Consider the following 5,078-nt stretch of genomic DNA (forward strand, 5'->3'; position numbering starts at 1 on the left):
TCGAGCTGTTGATGCGCTTGCCGGTCGACAGACGCTCCATGGCGGTGCCCAGCATTTTGTTGGCGGCAATCGATGCGTTTGAAGCGCGGATGGCGCTGATGTTGGTGTTGATAACAGACATGCTTAATTCCCCAGTTTTTTAGCCCAGGGCGAGCACCGGTCCGGGCGCCCTTCGGACAAGGGGAAGAACGGCCGTGTCCGTGATGGTTTAAGGTCACGGCGAATCACATCGCCTATCCCCCTGGATTTGCGTGCTTTCGCTTGATCGGCCGGCAATTCCCCTCCATGCCTGCCCACACTTTCCTTAGACATTCGGAAGCACTGGTTAATGCCCTCCGGCCTGGTAGCGCTGCTTGACGACATCTCGATAATCGCCCGCGCCGCTTCGGCATCGCTGGATGACGTGGGCGCCGGCGTGGCCAAGGCGGGAAGCAAGGCCGCCGGCGTGGTGATCGATGATGCGGCGGTAACACCGGGTTATGTCACAGGCTTTACTCCCGATCGGGAGCTGCCGATCATCTGGAAGATCGCCAAAGGCAGCTTGCGTAACAAACTGCTGATCCTGCTGCCCCTGGCACTGTTGTTGAGCGCCTTGCTGCCGGTGGCGATTGTTCCGGTGCTCATGTTGGGTGGCGGCTACCTCTCCTTCGAGGGGGCCGAAAAGATCATCGAGAAGCTGGGCGGCCAGAAGCATGGGGAGACGTTGGAGGACCTGATCGACGACGCGTCCGCCTTCGAAACCGCCCGCGTGTCAGGCGCGATCCGCACGGACCTTATCCTGTCAGCGGAAATCATGGCGATCGCGCTTTCCCAGGTGGAGGACGCCTCGCTGCTGACGCGGGCGGTGGCGCTGACGCTGGTGGGCGTACTTATAACAGCCGGCGTATATGGCGTAGTGGCATTGATCGTGAAAATGGACGATGTGGGCCTGCATCTCGCGCGCAGGCAGGGGGCCGGCGCACAGGCCCTGGGGCGCCTACTGCTGCGCGCCATGCCGGCGGTGCTATCAGTGCTGGGCAGCGCCGGCACTCTTGCAATGTTGTGGGTAGGCGGCGGGATCATCCTGCACGGGCTTGAGGAACTAGGCGTTTCCCAGCCCGCGCGGATCGCACATGATGCCGCGCATGTTCTTGCCGAAGCGGCGGGACCGCTGGGAGCGATTGTGGGATGGCTCGCTTATGCGCTGGCTTCGGCGGTGGTGGGCATGACATTGGGAACGGTGATTGCCGTCGCGGCCCACTGGACTGGCAGGCTTCGGCCCAAGTCGGATTGACGAGGAGCCGACCACCCGCTTCAGAATTCCGCCCAATCGTTCCCCGGCATCTCCGTCGGCTCGGCCTTTAATGCAAGAGCGCCCATTGTTCGTGGACTTGCGGCTGCTGCGCGATAAGCCGTGCCGCCGCCCGAGCCGGGCCGAGCGCCGCGAGCCGTGCCCGAATGCTTCGCATCGAGTTTGAACATCTTGACCAGCTTGGCGAGTTCCTCCGCCTGCACCGCCAGATTGCGGGCAGCAGCGGTGGCTTCCTCCACCATCGCGGCGTTCTGTTGCGTCATGCGATCCATCTCGCTGACCGCCGAATTGACCTGGCCGAGCTGACCCGCCTGAGTGTGCGCCAGTTCTGAGATCTGCGAGGCGAGCGTGGTGATCCCGCTTACCTTCTCGACGATACGGCGAAATACTTCACCGGTCCGACCGACCAGACTGACGCCGCGTTCGACATGATGGACCGAATCGCCGATCAGGCTCTTGATGCTTTGCGCCGCTTCTGCAGAGCGCTGGGCGAGCGCGCGCACTTCCGTGGCGACGACCGCAAATCCCTTGCCGGCGTCACCGGCGCGAGCAGCTTCGACACCCGCGTTCAACGCCAGGAGATTGGTCTGGAATGAGATCGAGTCAATGACATTGACGAAGGCGCCGATTTCCTGCGCCGACTTCTGGATGCCGTCCATGGCCAGGACCGCGTCTTCCACGACCTTGCCGCCCTGCCGCGCTTCCGCTTCCGCCTCGACCACGGCGTGATTGACTTCGCTCGCCCCTTGAGCGGCGGAACGGATGCCGGCGGTGAGTTGATCGAGCGCGGTCGCCGATTCCGCAAGCGCCGTCGCCTGGCTTTCCGTCCGTCGCGACAAGTCGTCGCTGGCGGCATCGATTTCCGAAGCGCCTACGTGGATCTGATCGGACGATGCCGCCACCGAGCCCAGGGTTTGGGCGATGCATTCGCACATCGAGGCGAAATCGACCTTAACCTGCTCAAATTCCTTGGGAAGCCCTTCGATCTGGACCGTAAGATCACCTTGCGAAACATCCGCAAGCGCTTTCGACAGCCGGTCCAGCGTGATTTCGCGGCCATGGTCCAGCGTGTTGAGATAGGCAGAAGTCGCCAGTTCCATGTCCAGCAATGCGGTTTTGATGAGCGTGCCGATCCTTCGTGCTTTTGCCCTTCGGAAGATACCGCCGATCGAGTTCGTCAATTCAGCTTCGACCAGCTCGGCGAGGATGCTGGCATAACCGCCGATATAGAAGGCCGGCTCAAGACCGATGCGGGCGTGAACCTGCCCGATATGCGCGGCCCGATCCAGATGATCCTGCTCGAGAGCGCCGGAAAACAGGTTGATCCAATGATCCATTTGACGCGAGCGCGCGCTATCCATGATTTGCTGTGATGGGAAATATCGAGCGCGTTGCGGATCGGCTCGAACATCGGCGTAGAACCGATCGAGGATCTTCGGCGCGGATTTCTTGATTATCCGGGCAATTCCGGAAAAGCGCGCCAGATCCTTCTTGTCGATCGAAAACGCACGGAGCTTCGCTGCCAAATCGCCTTGAGGAGCCGCTTGAGACATAACACTTCCCAAAAATGAGTTATGTCTTCAGCCTAACCCTCTTTCGCGTAGATTGGGTGAGCAGGGACTACGTAAGGTCACCATATCTGGTCGTCATGATTGAGAGGAGTTCGCGGGCGAAGGCGCTGAGCGTGTCGTCACGCGCGCCCATGACCACGACGCGATCGCCCGCCTCCGCGATTTCGACAATTCGCCTCCCGCAATCTTCGCGCGAAGAAATGTACTCGGCTGCGCCGCCTGCTTTGCGGATCAGTTGGACGATCCGTTCGCTGCCCTCGCTGCGATCGGCGGTGCCGCCGAAATAGACTGGGTCACACAGAATGGTCACGTCGCCGGGCTCAAGCTTTTCAGCGAAAACCTGCGCCAGTTCCGCCCCCATCTGCCGCAAGGGACCATAGCCGTGAGGCTGAAAGAACGCGATGACGCGTCCAGGATGGGCCTTCACCGTCGCCAGCGTGGCCGAAACTTTATCCGGGTTGTGGCCGAAATCGTCGATCACGGTGATTCCGGCGGGCGTCGTGCCGACGACGTCGAAACGGCGTGCAAGACCGGCGAAACTGCCGAGCGCGGCCACAGCCTCTCCAACGGGAACCCCCGCCGCGTTAGTGGCGGCGATCGCGGCAAGCGCGTTATAGAGATTATGCCGGCCGGGGACTTTCAACGCGAGCGAATACGTGCTGTCGTCGCGCCGGTCACGCACGGTGGCGGTGAGCGCGGTTGCTTCCTCGACGATGTTTCCCGCGCTGATCCGGGCGTCCTGGGAGATGATCCCGAACGTTACTGAAGAGCGGGCCCCTTTTTTCAGCGCTGCAGTTTCCGCATCGTCGAGATTGATGGCCGCAACATCGGCGCGGGCCAGGAAATCGCCGAACAGCGCGCGCAGTTCCTCCAGGCTCTTGTGATCGAGGCTGATATTGCCGAGCACCGCCACTTTCGGGCGGTAAAGCGCGATCGAGCCATCGCTTTCGTCGACTTCCGACACGAAAATATCGCCATGCCCAACCCGTGCGCTGGCGAAAGGCGCGTCTGGCCCGATGAAGTTCTTCATCACCGCGCCGTTCATGATCGTCGGATCACGGCCTATCGCAGTCATGATCCACCCGATCATGCCTGTCACTGTCGATTTTCCTGACGTGCCGCCCACGGCGATGCCCAACGACGCCGCATTGAACAGCGTGGCGAGAAGCTGCGCCCGGCTGATCCGCTCGCAACCCAATTCCTTCGCTCGCACCACTTCCGGCACAGTATCTTCGACCGCGGCTGAGGCCACGAGTGTCTGCTTGGCCGAAACCACGCCGCTGCCGTCCTGCGGAAAGAGGTCGAAGCCCAGGCTCTCCAGCCAGATGAATTTCTCCGGCGTGCGCCCCTGGTCACGGCTGCGGTCCGACCCGGCGACCGTGGCGCCTTGTCCCTTGAGGATTAGCGCGAGCGGCAGCATCCCGGAGCCGCCGATGCCGCAAAAGAACCATGGATGAGAGGCGAGGGCGGGAACGTCAGTCATGAAAGCTTCGGTATGCGCCCTTGCCCCGCGTGACAACCTCGATAGGAAGCATGCATGGTCCGTATCGCAGTTTGTGCACCGTCCGCCCCGATCACCCGCGAGGATGCGGACCGCGTGTTGGCGCTTGCCGCCGCGGAGTTTCCCAAGATGGAGCTTCGCATCCATCCTCAGTGCTTTCAGATCGAAGGGCACTTCGCCGGCAGTGACGACGCGCGCCTGGCCGCCCTGGTGGAATGCGCCAATGACCCAGGCATCGACGCGGTGTGGTTCGCGCGGGGCGGCTATGGCGCGTGCAGAATCGCCGAGGCGGCTCTGGCGCGCTTCGACCATTCAGCGCAGGGCAAGACCTTCATCGGTTATTCGGATGCCGGTTATCTACTCGGCGGGCTTTATCGTGAACGCGTTGGCCGCCCGGTCCATGCGCCGATGCTTGTGGATATCCGCCGTACGGGCGGCGAGGACGCGATACGGCGCGCGCTTGCCTACCTCGATGGAGACCAGTCAGGCGTCGAACCGTCGTTGGCAGTCGAACGGCGCCCGGTCGCCGCTTTCAATCTGATGACGCTGGCGATGCTCTGTGGCACGCGGCTGATGCCGGGGCTGGCGGGCCACGTGGTGATGGTGGAGGAGGTTTCGGAGCATCTATACGCCATAGACAGGCTGTTCTTTCACATCGTGGCGCATCTTGGCGGCATCGCCGGCCTCAAGCTCGGGCGCATCAGCGAAGTGCCGG

4 protein-coding genes and 1 pseudogene are annotated in these 5,078 nt (G+C 62.2%); 2 read left to right on the forward strand and 3 right to left on the reverse strand.

Features of this window, described 5'->3' with window-relative positions:
- Nucleotides 1-121: pseudogene (locus V7D69_RS15220) on the reverse strand (flagellin FliC); the annotation flags it as partial.
- A 207-nt stretch (nt 122-328) separates the two neighbouring features.
- On the opposite strand from V7D69_RS15220, the gene V7D69_RS15225 reads away from it, so the two are divergent.
- Entirely contained in the window at nt 329-1,273 is a 945-nt protein-coding gene (locus V7D69_RS15225) for a DUF808 domain-containing protein (protein WP_324064195.1), read from the forward strand.
- Between the two features lie 20 nt (nt 1,274-1,293).
- Here the strand turns inward: V7D69_RS15225 and V7D69_RS15230 are convergent, their stop codons facing one another.
- Nucleotides 1,294-2,817, reverse strand: coding sequence for a methyl-accepting chemotaxis protein (locus V7D69_RS15230; protein WP_333606223.1), 1,524 nt, complete (start codon nt 2,815-2,817; stop codon nt 1,294-1,296).
- Between the two features lie 94 nt (nt 2,818-2,911).
- On the reverse strand, nt 2,912-4,345 hold the full coding sequence (locus V7D69_RS15235; RefSeq protein WP_333606224.1) for a glutamate ligase domain-containing protein: 1,434 nt from the start codon (nt 4,343-4,345) through the stop codon (nt 2,912-2,914).
- A 54-nt stretch (nt 4,346-4,399) separates the two neighbouring features.
- Between V7D69_RS15235 and V7D69_RS15240 the strand changes: the two genes are divergently transcribed.
- Nucleotides 4,400-5,078: LD-carboxypeptidase (locus V7D69_RS15240; RefSeq protein ID WP_333606225.1), on the forward strand; the 679-nt coding region annotated here is incomplete at its 3' end.

Source organism: Novosphingobium sp., from assembly GCF_036733805.1.
Lineage (GTDB): Bacteria > Pseudomonadota > Alphaproteobacteria > Sphingomonadales > Sphingomonadaceae > Novosphingobium.